We start from the raw sequence: 13154 nt of genomic DNA, 5'->3' as shown, positions 1-13154 counted from the left end.
CCGAAAATTAAATGAGGTCTATGGATCCGCCAGCTGCTTCAATTTTTGCTTTAGCAGAAGCTGTACATGCGTGAACTTTCAATGTTAGCGGTTTCGCTAATTCTCCTCTGCCAAGGATTTTAATTTTGTCATTTGTATTAAATATCTTTTGAGCAGCAAAAAACTCCATATTAAATTCGGATGTATTATAATTTTCAGAATAGGAAACTAATAGATCTAAATTAATTTCTTTATAATGAATACGATTAATATTTTTAAATCCAAATTTTGGTATCCGGCGTTGCAAAGGAGTTTGACCTCCTTCAAATGCTCTTGAAGTTTTCGCTCCGGATCTTGCTTTCATCCCTTTATGACCTTTTCCGGAAGTTCCACCATGACCTGAACCTTCTCCTCTTGCGATTCTTTTCTCGCGATGAATGGCGCCTTTTGCTGGCTTTAAATTGTGTAATTCCATATTAATTATATCTTTTCTACTTCAACAAGATGTCTTACTTTATTTACCATACCCAAAATTTGAGGGGTAGACTCCAATTCTACAGAGTCATGTGGATTTCTTAATCCTAAGGCTTGAATAGTCAATTTCTGTCTGATACTTGCCTTAATGACACTTTTAGATTGTGTAATTTTTATTTTACTCATTTTACTTTGCTATTAAAATCCTTCAAATACTTTCACTAATTCGATTTTGCGTTGCTTAGCAACTTCATAAGGGCTTCTTATTTTGGTTAATGCATCTAAGGTAGCTTTCACCACATTGTGTGGATTTGAAGAACCAATAGATTTTGCTAATACGTTATGGATACCTGCAATTTCCAAAACTGCACGCATGGCTCCACCTGCAATTACTCCAGTACCGTCTGCAGCCGGTTTAATAAATACCCTTCCAGCTCCAAATTTTCCTTTCTGTTCGTGGGAAATGGTACCTTTTTGAATTGGTACTTTTATCAAATTTTTCTTTGCATCATCAACTGCTTTCGCAATTGCATCTGCAACCTCTCTTGCTTTTCCGATTCCTTGACCTACGATACCATTACCATCACCCACCACTACGAGTGCTGAAAAACTAAAAGTACGTCCCCCTTTGGTTACTTTCGCAACCCGGTTTAGTGCAACTAATTTTTCTTTTAATTCGGTTTCACCAGCTGCTTTAATTCTAACTACAAGCGATTTTCCCATGTTTTATGATGTATAAATTTTATTAAAAGTTTAATCCGCCTTCGCGAGCGGCTTCAGCAAGCGCTTTAATACGACCATGATAAATAAATCCTCCTCTGTCAAAGGTAACGGCACCAATATTCATACTTTTTGCTTTTGAAGCAATCATAGTGCCTACTTGTTTTGCCAATTCCGATTTTTTACCTTTGGTTAAGGTCTTATCAAGGGACGAAGCAGCGCATAAAGTATGTCCTTTTGTATCATCAATCAATTGACAATAAATGGAAGTATTACTTTTAAATACAGCCAACCTTGGTCTTTCTGCTGTACCGATCACCGATTTACGTATCCGAAATCTGATTTTCTGTCTTTGTGTATCTTTATTTTTTTTCATGTTGAAAGCTCTGTCGCTATTTAACAAGTTTATTTACCTGCAGATTTTCCTGCTTTTCTTCTCAATATTTCTCCTGTAAATTTGATACCCTTGCCTTTAAATGGCTCAGGTGCTTTAAAGGATCTTAATTTTGCACACACTTGCCCAATTAATTGTAAATCTGACCCTTTTAAAATAATTTTCGGATTAGAACCTTTCTCTGTAACCGTTTCCACTTTTAATTCCGAAGGGATATAAAACATAATCGGGTGAGAATAACCTATAGAAAGTTCTAATAAGTTACCTGTATTTGAAACCCTGTAACCTACCCCAACCAATTCCATTTGTTTAGTGAAACCATCACTTACACCCGTTACCATATTACTTACTAATGCCCGTGTCAATCCATGAAGGGATTTATGTCTTTTTTGTTCTGTAGGACGGGATATCGTGATAATTCCATCCTCAGATGTTATTTTCATATCAGGATCAATCGCTTGGACAAGAGTACCTTTTGGCCCTTTCACTGTGATTGCAGATTTATCAATTTTCACATCCACTCCACTTGGTATCGTTATGATTTTATTTCCTATTCTGGACATAATTCGGGTATTTATTTATTTATTAATAAATATAACAAAGTACTTCTCCACCAACATTTTGCCTCTTTGCTTCTTTGTCGGTCAACAATCCTTTAGACGTTGAAATAATTACAATTCCAAGTCCATTAATAATCCGTGGTAATTCATCCACATTACTGTAAACTCTTCTTCCGGGTTTACTTAACCTGGTAAGTTGACGAATAATTGGCAATTTTGAAACCGGATCATATTTTAAAGCTATTCGAATAATTCCTTGTTTGTTTTCAGAATCTTCAAATTTGTATTTTAATATATAACCGTATTTATATAATATTTCGGTAATCGATTTCTTTTCGTTTGATGCCGGAATATCTACAATTCGGAAACCTGCTAATTGTGCATTCCGGATTCTTGTAAGATAATCTGCTATTGGATCTGTAACTATAGACATAGGTATTGTGATTTAATTATAATAGAATTACCAACTTGCTTTTACTACACCAGGAATTTTACCATCTAATGCCATTAAGCGAAAGACATATCTTGAAACGCCGAAACGTCTGATATAACCTTTTGGTCTTCCTGTTAATCCACAACGATTTTTCAATCGAACTGGAGAAGCATTTCTTGGTAATTTTGAAAGAGCATCATAGTCTCCTTCTTCTTTTAACTTCAAACGGATATCGCGGTATTTTGCAACCACTTTTTCACGCTTTGCTTGTCTTGCTATAATTGACTTCTTAGACATAATTGAATGAAATTAATTTTTCTGATTTTTAAACGGCAATCCCAATTCTTTTAAAAGTGCAAACGCTTCTGCGTCTGTTTTTGCAGTTGTAACGAATGTAATATCCATACCTGCAATTTTATTTATCTTATCTAAATCAATCTCTGGGAAAATGATTTGCTCCGTGATTCCTAAAGTATAATTACCTCTTCCATCAAAAGCGGTATCACTGATTCCTCTAAAGTCACGTACCCGTGGAAGTGCAACCGTGATTAAACGATCTAAAAATTCATACATTCTATCTTTACGGAGGGTCACCTTCACACCAATTGGCATTTTTTCTCTCAATTTAAAATTCGAGATCGCCTTTTTTGACATGGTAGGTACTGCTTTTTGGCCTGTAATTGTAGTCACCTCATTGACTGCATTATCCACCAATTTTTTATCCTGAGTTGCAGAACCTATCCCTTGGTTGATACTTATTTTTAGCAATCTAGGTGCTTCCATTACAGACTTATACTGGAATTTCTCCATTAAAACAGGAATCACCTGTTTTAGATATTGCATTTTTAATCTGTTTTCGTAACTCATCACTTAATTATTTCTCCTGATTTTTTTGAAACTCTTACTTTCTTACCATTTTCAACTGCAAACCCAACTCTTGTAGGTTTACCACTTTTAGGATCCAATAATGATAAATTGGAGATATGAATTGGCGCCGAAATTTCTACAATTCCGCCTGGGTTGTTATTCGCAGGTTTCATATGTTTTTTTACAATATTGACACCTTCAATAACAGCGCGATTTTTGTCCGTAATAATTTGGGTAATAATTCCTTCTTTTCCTTTATTGGATCCGGCAATTACCTGGACTTTGTCCCCTTTTTTTATTTTAAATTTCATATCTAAAATCTTCGCGTTTATTAATAATTATAGTACCTCAGGAGCTAATGATACAATTCTCATATAATCCTTTTCTCTTAATTCCCTTGCGACAGGGCCAAAAATACGGGTACCTCTGGGTTCATCGTTTGCGGTCAACAAGACTACTGCATTATCATCAAACCGAATATAAGATCCATCTTTACGACGGATTTCTTTTTTCGTTCTGACAATTACTGCTTTGGAAACTGTGCCTTTTTTTACACCTCCCGGAGTTGCTGATTTGACTGTCACCACAATTTTATCACCTATTGAAGCATACCTTCTTTTTGTACCGCCAAGCACACGAATACAAAGTACTTCTTTAGCACCACTATTGTCAGCTACATTAAGTCTTGATTCCTGCTGTATCATCGTTGATCTATTTTAATTTTGTTATTCTCCTTTCTTAATAATTTCAATTAATCTCCAACACTTATTCTTACTCATTGGTCTGGTTTCCATAATTTTTACCAAATCACCAATTGTGCATTCATTTTTTTCATCATGTGCAAAATATTTTTTGCTTCTGTTCATACGTTTACCGTATTTATCATGCAACAAACTTCTTTCCACTTTCACGGTAATGGTTTTATCCATTTTGTTACTACTTACGACACCAACTTTCTGTTTTCGAAGATTCCTTTCCATTATAAATTCAATTTATGATTGTGTTGAAGTTCTTTTGGTTAATTCGGTTTTCATCATTGCTACTTCTTTTCTTAAGAATCGAATTTGCGTAGGATTTTGAAGACCTTTTACTTTATGTTCAAGTTTTAAGCTATGCAATTGTGTGATTGCATTTAATAGATCTCTTTCCAGGATTTCCTGACTTAAATCTGTGAATTCACTATATTTTTTAAGCGCCATTATTTAATGATTAAGCGGTTGCTAAATTTTGAAATTCTCTACGTACGACAACTCTTGTTTTTATCGGAAGTTTTTGAGCAGCTAATGAAAATGCTTCAACAGCTACATCAAAAGGGATCCCATCCATTTCAAACATAATTGTACCCGGTTTAATTACGGCTACATAATGATCTAATGCTCCTTTACCTTTACCCATCCTAACCTCTGCTGGTTTTGATGTTATTGGCTTATCAGGAAAAATACGGATCCAAACATTTCCTTCCCGTTTCATATGCCTCGTCATAGCAACCCTTGCTGCTTCAATTTGACGGCTAGTCAATCGTGCTGAATCCAAGGATTTTAAACCGAATGTACCAAATGCTATAGTACTTCCTCTGTGGGCTATTCCTTTATTTCTACCTTTTTGCTGTTTCCTATATTTTAGGCGCTTTGGCTGTAACATGATCCAATTTTTTTAAAAAAGAGTCGCAAAATTACGATAATTTATCAATCTTATTTTCTTCTTCCACGGTCACCACCTCTATCAGAGCCTCCACCTCTTCTGTCACCACGTTCTCCTCTCCGATTATCACCTCGTTCTCCTCCTCTGTCAGGGCCTCCTCTTCTATTTCCACCACCCATTCCAGATTTGGTTTCCTTTTTTTCCAATCCAACTAATGGAGATAAGTCCCTTTTGACAAAAACCTCTCCTTTACAGATCCAACACTTAACCCCAATTTTACCATATACTGTCTGCGCTTCTTTAATTGAATAATCAATATCTGCCCGGAATGTATGTAATGGAATTCTTCCTTCTTTGTATTCTTCTGAACGAGCCATCTCTGCACCATTCAACCTTCCTCCAATCCGAATTTTAATTCCTTCTGCACCTGCACGCATTGTGGACTGAATTGCCATTTTTGCTGCTCTTCTATAATTAATCCTGGATTCAATCTGTTTTGCAACAGATTCAGCAACGATTGCTGCATCTAATTCAGGTTTCCGAATTTCAAGAATATTAATTTGGATGTCCTGGTTGGTTAGTTTTTTTAATTCTTCACGAACACTATCAACTTCAGTACCACCTTTTCCAATAATAATTCCCGGTCTTGAGGTTTGTATTGAAACCGTAATTCGTTTTAAAGTTCTCTCAATAATAACTCTTGCAACACCGCCTTTAGCAATACGGGCATTGAGATAATTTCTGATTTTTTCATCCTCTACTACTTTTTGAGCAAAGGCTTTTCCACCAAACCAATTGGACTCCCAGCCCCGGATTATTCCTAAGCGATTGCCTATCGGATTTGCTTTTTGACCCATTGAGTTCTTTTTTTATTTATGAATTAATTATTGGATTCTGTTTTTGCAACTTCTTTAGAAGCTACGATCAAGGTTACATGATTTCTGCGCTTCCGAATTCTATGTGCCCGCCCATGAGGCGCAGGTTGAAAACGTTTAATTACCATACCACCATCGACAAATGCAGTTTTTATAAAGAGATTTGCTGAATCTGCTCCACCTTCTCCATGTTTTTGTTCCCAATTGTTGATCGCAGATAATAATAGTTTTTCTAACCATCCAGAAGCTTCTTTCTTTGTAAATTTCAATATATTTAAAGCTTCATTGACTTTTTTTCCTCTGATCAAATCTACTACCAGTCTCATTTTTCTAGGAGACATCGGGCAATTACGTAATTTAGCTACAGCTTCCATATTATTTTGAATGCTTAATTGTTAGTTTTATCGGTTACCAGCATGTGACCTAAATGTTCGGGTTGGAGAAAACTCTCCCAATTTATGACCCACCATATTTTCTGTTATATATACTGGAATAAACGTTTTCCCATTATGAACAGCGATGGTTTCTCCTACCATATCTGGTATTATCATCGAAGCTCTGCTCCACGTTTTGATCACAGTTTTCTTACCAGCGTCTTTGGATTTACTAATTTTTTCCATCAACTTGTGATGTACAAAAGGTCCTTTTTTAATTGATCTAGCCATATCGATCCCTATTAATTAGTTGTTTTTCTACGTGAAATTATAAGTTTAGAAGATTGCTTGGTTTTAGATCTGGTTTTTGCACCTTTTGCAATTTGTCCATTTCTAGATCTTGGATGTCCTCCAGATGCTCTTCCTTCACCTCCTCCCATTGGATGATCAACTGGGTTCATCGCAACACCTCGAGTTCGTGGTCTCCAACCAAACCAACGGTTTCTTCCCGCCTTACCAATAGTTTCAAGACTATGATCTGGATTTGAAGTCGAACCAATAGTCGCTCTGCAGGTTGTTAAAATCCTACGAATTTCACCAGAAGGCATTTTTATACTTGCATAACGATCTTCCTTACCCATCATGGTTGCAGAAGTACCTGCACTTCTTACAAGACATGCACCCTGCCCAGGATGTAATTCAATTGCATGGATACTTGAACCTAATGGTACATCTCCTAATTGCAATGTATTACCAACATCTGGTGTGGCTGTTTTTCCACTTAGAACTGTTGCCCCAACATGTAATCCATGAGGTGCAATGATGTATCGTTTTTCTCCATCTGCATAATTAATCAATGCAATATGAGCAGAACGATTTGGATCATATTCTATCGTTTTTACTTTCCCTGGTATTCCATCTTTATCTCTTAAAAAGTCAATTCTACGATATTGCTTTTTATGTCCACCTCCACGATTCCGCATGGTTCTGCGACCCTGATTATTTCGTCCACCAGTAGAAGAAGTACTTTCTACTAAGGATTTTTCAGGCCTGTTGGTCGTAAGTTCTTCGTGTGTTAGTTGCACACGAAAACGCATACTCGGTGTAATTGGATTTAATTTTTTAACTGGCATATTGCTTAGTTTTTCTCGTCTCCAAAAATATTAATTTCATCTCCTTTTTTCAATGTAACCACTGCTTTTTTATAAGATGATTTATGACCTTTGATCACAGCACTCCGAGTATTTCTTGATTTCGCTTTTCCCGGCATCCGCAATGTATTAACGGATTCAACAGAAACATTATACGTCTTTTCAACAGCCTTCCCCACTTCTACTTTATTACTGTTCTTTGCAACGACAAATGTGTATTGATTTCTCGCAGTAGAAAGTTTTTCTGCTTTCTCTGTTATCATAGGTCGAATTATAATTTGTTTAATCATAGCTTTTACTTTAAGAAAGTGTTTCGGCAATTTTTTGAATGCTGGATTCTGTTAAAACCAATTTTTTACAATTCAAAATATCGTAGGTATTTAAATCTTTCGCAATTTGTAATGCAGCATGAGGTACGTTTCTGCTTGACAAATGAACGGTTTCATTATATTCAGGTGTAACAAACAGAGATTTCATTTGGTGCATTTTTAAAGATTTCAAAATACCTGCAAACTCTTTCGTTTTTGGTGTATTAATATTAAAATCTTCAATAACGACGATACCATCACCAGCAGCTTTTTGAGAAAGTGCGGATTTACGAGCCAACTCTTTTACTTTTTTATTTAGTTTTTGGGTGTAATCTCTTGGATGCGGTCCAAATGCACGTCCACCACCTTTAAACATAATATTTTTCATAGAACCTGCTCTGGCACCACCGGTTCCTTTTTGTTTCTTTATTTTTCTAGTCGAACGAGCTACTGCATGTCGTTCTTTTGAATCTGCCGTACCCTGTCTTTGATTAGCTAAATATTCTTTTACGGCTAAATAAAGTACATGTTCGTTTGGTGTAATTCCAAAAATATGATCTGGAAGATCAATTGTTCTTCCGGTACTGGATCCTTGAATACTTAATACATCAACTATCATGACTCTTAATTTTTCTCAATGATTACAATAGAACCTTTATGTCCAGGAATAGCACCTTTCACAAGTAATAAATTTTTCTCTGGAAGGATTTTAGCTACTTTTAAATTTCGGATTTTAATATTTTCTGAACCTGTTTGACCCGCCATTCTCAATCCTTTTACAACTTTGGAAGGATATGAAGATGCACCAATCGAACCTGGAGCTCGTTGCCGGTTATGTTGTCCATGTGTTGCATTTTGCACCCCACTAAATCCATGTCTTTTAACAACTCCCTGAAAGCCTTTTCCTTTAGATACTCCACGTGCATGCACGGTGTCTCCTTCAGCAAATACATCTGTTAAATTAACAACTTCTCCCAAATTTTTATTTAAGGTACAATCTCTGAATTCAACACTATTTTTCTTAGGCGTTGTATTTGCATTGTTAAAGTGACCCGTAATCGCTTTATTGGCATTTTTTGCTTTTGCTTCTATGCAGGAAAACTGCAAAGCTGAATAGCCGTCTGTGTCTTCCGTTTTAACCTGTGTTACCACATTAGGCGAAACCTCCACGACAGTACAGGCAATGAACCTGCCATCAGCACCATAGATGCTGGTCATTCCGATTTTAGTTCCAATTATTCCGTTCACGATACGTGATTTTATTTTATATAGTTACAAAATCTTCATCCATACAATGTATGGATGCGTTTAATAAAAAATATGAATCAAAAAAGATTAGGACAACTTCACTTGTATATCTACACCACTGGGCAGCTCGAGTTTAGACAACGCATCCACTGTTTTATTAGTGGGTGTGTAAATCTCGATTAGACGCTTATGTGTCCGAAGTTGAAACTGCTCACGAGCTTTCTTATTTACGTGCGGTGAACGCAAAACGGTAAATATTTCTTTCTCAGTTGGCAGCGGAATCGGACCAGCGACTACTGCGCCACTATTGCGCACCGTCTTGACTATTTTCTCCGTACTCTTATCAACCAAATTATGGTCATAAGAACGAAGTTTTATCCGAATTTTTTGATTCATGCCTTTATTTATTTGTTATAATTATTTATTAAATTTCTTTACACTTTTACAGATCCTTTAGCTTTTGCAATAACATCTTCGGCAATTTGCTTCGGAACCGGTGCAAAATGTGAAAATTCCATGGTCGAACTTGCCCGACCGGATGTAATCGTTCTTAATTGCGTTACATACCCAAACATTTCTGAAAGTGGAACATCTGCTTGTATTGCTACAGCTCCACCCATCCTTTGTTCTTGTCCTTTTGGCATCCCTCTCCTCCGGTTTAAGTCTCCAATTACCGGACCAACATATTCTTCAGGAGTAATTACCTCTAATTTCATAATCGGTTCCATTAATTGCGGACCTGTTTTAGGAGCTGCCTCCCGGAAACCATCCTTTGCACACAATTCAAATGCTTGTGGCTTAGAGTCAACAGCATGCATAGATCCATCATAAACACGGATTTTCATGCTTTCAATATTATATCCGGCAAGAATTCCTTGATTCATCATGGATTCAAAACCTTTTGTAATAGGCTGTACATAGGCTTTATCAATCGCTCCTCCAAATACATCCCACACAAATTGCATCCGCGATTTACCTAATTTAAATTCTTCACTATTTGTAAATTCTTCATCAGCTGGGCCAATTTCAAATTCCATATCTGCAAAAAGACCAGAACCACCGGTTTGTTTTTTCAAACGCTCCCTGTGTTTAATTGTCTTTGTCAATGTTTCTTTATAATTTACTTGTGGCGCACCTTGATTACACTCTACTCCAAACTCTCTGCGTAAACGGTCTACAATAATCTCTAAATGCAACTCGCCCATTCCACTAATAATAGTCTGTCCTGTATTTTCGTCAGTAAATACACGGAACGTAGGATCCTCTTCAGCCAATTTAGCTAATGACATTCCTAATTTATCTTGATCTTTTTGAGTTTTTGGCTCAATCGCTATCGAGATTACAGGCTCGGGAAAATTCATTGCTTCCAGAATAATTGGGTGATTTTCATCACACAAAGTATCTCCTGTTTTAATATCCTTAAATCCTACTGCAGCAGCAATATCTCCAGCCTCAATATAATCTATCGATTTACGATCGTTGGCATGCATTAAGAAGATTCTGGAAATACGTTCTTTATCCATATTTATCCGGTCTTTTTCAGAACGGATTTTCATAACATAAGAACCTGCATCTAATCTACCTGAATATACTCTCATAAAAACCAATCGCCCAACAAAAGGATCTGTTGCAACCTTAAATGCTAATGCAGCAAAAGGTTCAGTAACTGAAGGTTTTCTAAATAATTCTTCATCCGTTTTTGGATGTGTACCTTTTACAGCCTCCACATCCATTGGTGAAGGTAAATATGCACAAACAGCATCCAATACTGCTTGTACCCCTTTATTTTTAAAAGCTGAACCGCAAAGCATTGGAACAAATTTCATGTCACAAACTGCTGCGCGAATCGCTTTAATCATTTCATCTTCAGTAATGGTATCAGGATTGTCAAAAAACTTTACCATTAAATCATCATCATATTCTGCAATCGCCTCAATTAATTCCTGACGACTTAAATGAACTTGTTCTGCAATATCCTCAGGAATTGGAATTTCTTTATAGCTCATCCCTTTAGAATCATCATCCCAAACAATTGCTTTATTTGTAATAAGATCCACAACCCCTGTAAAATGTTCTTCTGCTCCAATAGGTACCTGTAATGGTACTGCTTTGGAACCTAACATGGTCTTAACTTGATTTACTACATTAAAGAAATCAGCTCCCTGACGGTCCATTTTATTTACGAAACCTAATCTTGGTACTTTATAATTATCTGCTAATCTCCAATTAGTTTCACTTTGTGGTTCCACCCCATCCACTGCACTAAATAAAAATACTAAACCATCTAATACTCTTAGGGATCTGTTTACTTCCACTGTAAAGTCAACGTGACCTGGTGTATCGATAATATTAACCGTATATAATGAATTTTTCCAAGACCAATTTGTCTGGGTAGCAGCTGAAGTAATTGTAATCCCTCTTTCTTGTTCCTGAGCCATCCAGTCCATGGTTGCAGCCCCATCATGTACTTCCCCAATTTTATGGGTTAAACCAGTATAATATAGAATACGTTCTGTGGTAGTCGTTTTACCTGCATCAATATGTGCTGCAATTCCAATATTTCTTAAAAAATTTAAATCCTTTGCCATTTCGACTCCTTATATATATATTATGATTTAAAATGGGCGAATGCTCTATTTGATTCAGCCATCTTATGGGTATCTTCTCGTTTTTTAACAGCTGCACCTTCGTTTTTACTTGCAGATATTACTTCATTTGCTAATTTATCTGCCATTCCTTTACCAGCACGGGCTCTTGAATATTTAATCAACCATTTAATTCCAGTTGAAATTTTTCTAGCAGGACGCATTTCTTGAGGAATCTGAAACGTAGCTCCACCAATTCTTTTAGGTTTTACTTCTATATGTGGCATCACATTATTTAAAGCTCTTTGCCAAACCTCATGTGGATTTTCACTTAATTTTGTCTCAACCATATCCATAGCTTTGTAAAAAATATTATAGGCAGTACTTTTCTTTCCTTCCCAAATCATATTATTTACAAACTGCGTTACCAGAGCATCTCCAAATCTAGGATCTGGCTCAATAATTCTTTTCTTTGGTTTATGTTTTCTCATGACTGAATGAAACAGCTATTTTATGCAATGATTGTTTTTATTTCTTAGGTCTTTTTGAACCGTACTTTGAACGACTCTTCTTCCGGTTATTTACACCTGCTGTATCTAACGCGCCTCTTACAATTGTATATCGTACCCCTGGTAAATCTTTTACCCTTCCACCTCTAACTAATACTATGGAGTGTTCTTGCAAATTGTGCCCTTCTCCAGGAATATAACAAATTACTTCGATTCCATTTGTCAAACGCACTTTAGCCACTTTACGCAAAGCCGAATTTGGCTTTTTCGGAGTGGTCGTATAAACCCGGGTACAAACACCCCTTTTTTGAGGATTGGATTGTAAAGCCCTGGACTTACTTTTATACACAACTTTTTCCCTTCCCTTGCGAATTAATTGGTTTATAGTAGGCATAATTGCGTTTTGACTTAATTTATTTTTTTATAGAATACACATTTTCAGCACCTTATGACATACCTATCCCATAAGGAGACGCAAAAATAGCTTTCTTTCTTTAATCTACAAAATCCAATTGCATTTTTATTGCATAAGTTTGCATAACATTAACGGTAACAAGAATTCCAAATGATGAATATCAAATCACAGGTCCAATTAAGAAAGGCCAAACCCCTGGATTCTAAAGCAATTTTGGACTTAGTAAAAGAATTAGCTCTTTTTGAAAAAGCGCCGGATCAAGTCAAAACTACTGAATCAGAGTATAGCGATGGATTACATTCCGGCTTGTTTCAGGTTATCTTAGCCGAACATCCTACTTTAGGGATTTTAGGAATGGCATTATATTTTCCTTATTTTTCGACTTGGGGTGGAAAAACTATGTATTTAGAAGATTTTATTATAAAAGAAGAATACCGTCGCTATGGACTCGGATCCTTACTTTTTGAAGCCTTTATCCAGGACGCTAAAAATCAAGGAGCCCGCAAACTCAAATGGCAAGTTTTGGATTGGAACCATACGGCCAAATCATTTTATATCAAGTTTAATGCTCAAATTATTTCCGGTTGGGAAAATGGAGTTATAGAATTTTAATATTTCAAT

25 protein-coding genes are annotated in these 13154 nt (G+C 36.2%); 1 reads left to right on the top strand and 24 read right to left on the bottom strand.

Translation table 11 applies throughout. The annotated features are described in order from the left end of the window. Window positions 1-7: 7 nt before the first annotated feature. The 24 genes from rplO to IPO86_07965 form a co-directional block, all read right to left on the bottom strand. Complete coding sequence (rplO, locus tag IPO86_08080; GenBank protein ID MBK9728059.1) at window positions 8-454, bottom strand: 50S ribosomal protein L15; 447 nt, start codon at window positions 452-454, stop codon at window positions 8-10. A gap of 5 nt (window positions 455-459) precedes the next feature. Further along, on the bottom strand, window positions 460-639 hold the full coding sequence (gene rpmD / locus IPO86_08075) for a 50S ribosomal protein L30 (GenBank protein ID MBK9728058.1): 180 nt from the start codon (window positions 637-639) through the stop codon (window positions 460-462). Between the two features lie 12 nt (window positions 640-651). Then, window positions 652-1176: a 30S ribosomal protein S5 gene (rpsE, locus tag IPO86_08070; protein ID MBK9728057.1), complete on the bottom strand. Its 525-nt coding sequence runs from the start codon at window positions 1174-1176 to the stop codon at window positions 652-654. A gap of 22 nt (window positions 1177-1198) precedes the next feature. Next, complete coding sequence (gene rplR, locus IPO86_08065) at window positions 1199-1549, bottom strand: 50S ribosomal protein L18 (GenBank protein ID MBK9728056.1); 351 nt, start codon at window positions 1547-1549, stop codon at window positions 1199-1201. Between the two features lie 29 nt (window positions 1550-1578). Next, a complete protein-coding gene (gene rplF / locus IPO86_08060) occupies window positions 1579-2130 on the bottom strand; it encodes a 50S ribosomal protein L6 (GenBank protein ID MBK9728055.1) in 552 nt (183 codons plus the stop codon). A 22-nt stretch (window positions 2131-2152) separates the two neighbouring features. Further along, on the bottom strand, window positions 2153-2560 hold the full coding sequence (gene rpsH / locus IPO86_08055; protein MBK9728054.1) for a 30S ribosomal protein S8: 408 nt from the start codon (window positions 2558-2560) through the stop codon (window positions 2153-2155). Between the two features lie 27 nt (window positions 2561-2587). Continuing rightward, window positions 2588-2857, bottom strand: coding sequence for a 30S ribosomal protein S14 (gene rpsN, locus IPO86_08050; protein ID MBK9728053.1), 270 nt, complete (start codon window positions 2855-2857; stop codon window positions 2588-2590). A gap of 12 nt (window positions 2858-2869) precedes the next feature. Then, entirely contained in the window at window positions 2870-3427 is a 558-nt protein-coding gene (gene rplE / locus IPO86_08045; protein MBK9728052.1) for a 50S ribosomal protein L5, read from the bottom strand. Continuing rightward, a complete protein-coding gene (gene rplX / locus IPO86_08040) occupies window positions 3427-3738 on the bottom strand; it encodes a 50S ribosomal protein L24 (GenBank protein ID MBK9728051.1) in 312 nt (103 codons plus the stop codon). Before rplX ends, rplE begins: the two co-directional genes overlap by 1 nt. Before the next feature lie 27 nt (window positions 3739-3765). After that, complete coding sequence (rplN, locus tag IPO86_08035; protein ID MBK9728050.1) at window positions 3766-4131, bottom strand: 50S ribosomal protein L14; 366 nt, start codon at window positions 4129-4131, stop codon at window positions 3766-3768. Window positions 4132-4152: 21 nt separating this feature from the next. Then, window positions 4153-4410, bottom strand: a complete 258-nt coding sequence (gene rpsQ / locus IPO86_08030; GenBank protein MBK9728049.1) for a 30S ribosomal protein S17 — start codon at window positions 4408-4410, stop codon at window positions 4153-4155. A gap of 9 nt (window positions 4411-4419) precedes the next feature. Continuing rightward, window positions 4420-4626: a 50S ribosomal protein L29 gene (rpmC, locus tag IPO86_08025; GenBank protein ID MBK9728048.1), complete on the bottom strand. Its 207-nt coding sequence runs from the start codon at window positions 4624-4626 to the stop codon at window positions 4420-4422. Between the two features lie 10 nt (window positions 4627-4636). Further along, window positions 4637-5068, bottom strand: a complete 432-nt coding sequence (rplP, locus tag IPO86_08020; GenBank protein ID MBK9728047.1) for a 50S ribosomal protein L16 — start codon at window positions 5066-5068, stop codon at window positions 4637-4639. Between the two features lie 50 nt (window positions 5069-5118). Continuing rightward, complete coding sequence (gene rpsC / locus IPO86_08015) at window positions 5119-5925, bottom strand: 30S ribosomal protein S3 (GenBank protein MBK9728046.1); 807 nt, start codon at window positions 5923-5925, stop codon at window positions 5119-5121. Window positions 5926-5948: 23 nt separating this feature from the next. Beyond that, a complete protein-coding gene (gene rplV, locus IPO86_08010; protein MBK9728045.1) occupies window positions 5949-6317 on the bottom strand; it encodes a 50S ribosomal protein L22 in 369 nt (122 codons plus the stop codon). 27 nt (window positions 6318-6344) lie between these two features. Continuing rightward, the gene (rpsS, locus tag IPO86_08005) at window positions 6345-6608 is read right to left on the bottom strand and encodes a 30S ribosomal protein S19 (protein ID MBK9728044.1); all 264 of its coding nucleotides are present in this window, start codon (window positions 6606-6608) and stop codon (window positions 6345-6347) included. Window positions 6609-6619: 11 nt separating this feature from the next. Then, the gene (gene rplB, locus IPO86_08000) at window positions 6620-7450 is read right to left on the bottom strand and encodes a 50S ribosomal protein L2 (GenBank protein MBK9728043.1); all 831 of its coding nucleotides are present in this window, start codon (window positions 7448-7450) and stop codon (window positions 6620-6622) included. Window positions 7451-7455: 5 nt separating this feature from the next. Beyond that, the gene (gene rplW / locus IPO86_07995; protein ID MBK9728042.1) at window positions 7456-7758 is read right to left on the bottom strand and encodes a 50S ribosomal protein L23; all 303 of its coding nucleotides are present in this window, start codon (window positions 7756-7758) and stop codon (window positions 7456-7458) included. A gap of 10 nt (window positions 7759-7768) precedes the next feature. Continuing rightward, window positions 7769-8395, bottom strand: coding sequence for a 50S ribosomal protein L4 (rplD, locus tag IPO86_07990; protein ID MBK9728041.1), 627 nt, complete (start codon window positions 8393-8395; stop codon window positions 7769-7771). Window positions 8396-8400: 5 nt separating this feature from the next. Next, the gene (gene rplC, locus IPO86_07985) at window positions 8401-9024 is read right to left on the bottom strand and encodes a 50S ribosomal protein L3 (protein ID MBK9728040.1); all 624 of its coding nucleotides are present in this window, start codon (window positions 9022-9024) and stop codon (window positions 8401-8403) included. 87 nt (window positions 9025-9111) lie between these two features. Further along, window positions 9112-9420 (bottom strand): 30S ribosomal protein S10, encoded by a 309-nt coding sequence (gene rpsJ / locus IPO86_07980; protein ID MBK9728039.1) that lies wholly within the window; start codon window positions 9418-9420, stop codon window positions 9112-9114. 38 nt (window positions 9421-9458) lie between these two features. Beyond that, window positions 9459-11612: an elongation factor G gene (fusA, locus tag IPO86_07975; GenBank protein MBK9728038.1), complete on the bottom strand. Its 2154-nt coding sequence runs from the start codon at window positions 11610-11612 to the stop codon at window positions 9459-9461. A gap of 20 nt (window positions 11613-11632) precedes the next feature. After that, window positions 11633-12100, bottom strand: coding sequence for a 30S ribosomal protein S7 (gene rpsG / locus IPO86_07970; protein ID MBK9728037.1), 468 nt, complete (start codon window positions 12098-12100; stop codon window positions 11633-11635). Window positions 12101-12137: 37 nt separating this feature from the next. Further along, window positions 12138-12512 carry a 30S ribosomal protein S12 gene (locus IPO86_07965; protein MBK9728036.1) on the bottom strand — a complete coding sequence of 125 codons (375 nt, stop codon included), beginning with the start codon at window positions 12510-12512 and terminating at the stop codon, window positions 12138-12140. Between the two features lie 171 nt (window positions 12513-12683). On the opposite strand from IPO86_07965, the gene IPO86_07960 reads away from it, so the two are divergent. Next, window positions 12684-13145 (top strand): GNAT family N-acetyltransferase, encoded by a 462-nt coding sequence (locus IPO86_07960; GenBank protein MBK9728035.1) that lies wholly within the window; start codon window positions 12684-12686, stop codon window positions 13143-13145. The last annotated feature ends 9 nt before the right edge of the window (window positions 13146-13154 follow it).

The sequence above is a fragment of the Saprospiraceae bacterium genome, assembly GCA_016717265.1.
In the GTDB taxonomy this organism is placed as follows: Bacteria; Bacteroidota; Bacteroidia; order Chitinophagales; family Saprospiraceae; genus Vicinibacter.
This window is presented reverse-complemented; position numbering and strand designations above follow the sequence as displayed.

Coding starts and splice junctions, on each gene's coding strand:
- rplP (MBK9728047.1), bottom strand. CDS start 5,068: ATGTTACAGCCAAAGCGCCTAAAATATAGGAAACAGCAAAAAGGTAGA.
- rpsG (MBK9728037.1), bottom strand. CDS start 12,100: ATGAGAAAACATAAACCAAAGAAAAGAATTATTGAGCCAGATCCTAGA.
- rplV (MBK9728045.1), bottom strand. CDS start 6,317: ATGGAAGCTGTAGCTAAATTACGTAATTGCCCGATGTCTCCTAGAAAA.
- rpsJ (MBK9728039.1), bottom strand. CDS start 9,420: ATGAATCAAAAAATTCGGATAAAACTTCGTTCTTATGACCATAATTTG.
- rplX (MBK9728051.1), bottom strand. CDS start 3,738: ATGAAATTTAAAATAAAAAAAGGGGACAAAGTCCAGGTAATTGCCGGA.
- rplR (MBK9728056.1), bottom strand. CDS start 1,549: ATGAAAAAAAATAAAGATACACAAAGACAGAAAATCAGATTTCGGATA.
- rplE (MBK9728052.1), bottom strand. CDS start 3,427: ATGAGTTACGAAAACAGATTAAAAATGCAATATCTAAAACAGGTGATT.
- rpsE (MBK9728057.1), bottom strand. CDS start 1,176: ATGGGAAAATCGCTTGTAGTTAGAATTAAAGCAGCTGGTGAAACCGAA.
- IPO86_07960 (MBK9728035.1), top strand. CDS start 12,684: ATGATGAATATCAAATCACAGGTCCAATTAAGAAAGGCCAAACCCCTG.
- rpsH (MBK9728054.1), bottom strand. CDS start 2,560: ATGTCTATAGTTACAGATCCAATAGCAGATTATCTTACAAGAATCCGG.
- rpsS (MBK9728044.1), bottom strand. CDS start 6,608: ATGGCTAGATCAATTAAAAAAGGACCTTTTGTACATCACAAGTTGATG.
- rpsC (MBK9728046.1), bottom strand. CDS start 5,925: ATGGGTCAAAAAGCAAATCCGATAGGCAATCGCTTAGGAATAATCCGG.
- rplD (MBK9728041.1), bottom strand. CDS start 8,395: ATGATAGTTGATGTATTAAGTATTCAAGGATCCAGTACCGGAAGAACA.
- rplF (MBK9728055.1), bottom strand. CDS start 2,130: ATGTCCAGAATAGGAAATAAAATCATAACGATACCAAGTGGAGTGGAT.
- IPO86_07965 (MBK9728036.1), bottom strand. CDS start 12,512: ATGCCTACTATAAACCAATTAATTCGCAAGGGAAGGGAAAAAGTTGTG.
- rpsN (MBK9728053.1), bottom strand. CDS start 2,857: ATGTCTAAGAAGTCAATTATAGCAAGACAAGCAAAGCGTGAAAAAGTG.
- rplB (MBK9728043.1), bottom strand. CDS start 7,450: ATGCCAGTTAAAAAATTAAATCCAATTACACCGAGTATGCGTTTTCGT.
- fusA (MBK9728038.1), bottom strand. CDS start 11,612: ATGGCAAAGGATTTAAATTTTTTAAGAAATATTGGAATTGCAGCACAT.
- rplO (MBK9728059.1), bottom strand. CDS start 454: ATGGAATTACACAATTTAAAGCCAGCAAAAGGCGCCATTCATCGCGAG.
- rpmC (MBK9728048.1), bottom strand. CDS start 4,626: ATGGCGCTTAAAAAATATAGTGAATTCACAGATTTAAGTCAGGAAATC.
- rplN (MBK9728050.1), bottom strand. CDS start 4,131: ATGATACAGCAGGAATCAAGACTTAATGTAGCTGACAATAGTGGTGCT.
- rplW (MBK9728042.1), bottom strand. CDS start 7,758: ATGATTAAACAAATTATAATTCGACCTATGATAACAGAGAAAGCAGAA.
- rpmD (MBK9728058.1), bottom strand. CDS start 639: ATGAGTAAAATAAAAATTACACAATCTAAAAGTGTCATTAAGGCAAGT.